General features: G+C 55.8%; 1 rRNA gene. It reads right to left on the bottom strand.

Going from position 1 to position 496, the window contains the following annotated elements:
• Nucleotides 1-496, bottom strand: a 16S ribosomal RNA gene (locus M6G53_RS24995); the annotation flags it as partial.

Here is a 496-nt window from a genome sequence, read left to right as displayed (position 1 = left end):
TCCCTATATGTCAAACCCCGGTAAGGTTCTTCGCGTTGCATCGACTTAATCCGCATGCTCCGCCGCTTGTGCGGGCCCCCGTCAATTCCTTTGAGTTTTAGCCTTGCGGCCGTACTCCCCAGGCGGAGTGCTTAATGCGTTAGCTGCGTCACCGACATGCATGCATGCCGACAACTAGCACTCATCGTTTACAGCGTGGACTACCGGGGTATCTAATCCTGTTTGCTCCCCACGCTTTCGCGCCTCAGCGTCAGTATCGGGCCAGTGAGTCGCCTTCGCCACTGGTGTTCCGCCGAATATCTACGAATTTCACCTCTACACTCGGCATTCCACTCACCTCTCCCGAACTCAAGACATCCAGTATTAAAGGCTATTCCAGGGTTGAGCCCTGGGCTTTCACCTCTAACTTAAATGTCCGCCTACGCGCCCTTTACGCCCAGTAATTCCGAGCAACGCTAGCCCCCTTCGTATTACCGCGGCGGCTGGCCACCGTACG

The organism is Serratia nevei, from assembly GCF_024160145.1.
In the GTDB taxonomy this organism is placed as follows: domain Bacteria; phylum Pseudomonadota; class Gammaproteobacteria; order Enterobacterales; family Enterobacteriaceae; genus Serratia; species Serratia nevei_A.
The sequence above is the reverse complement of the archived record's forward strand: the minus strand, read 5'-3'. Positions and strand labels throughout refer to the sequence as shown.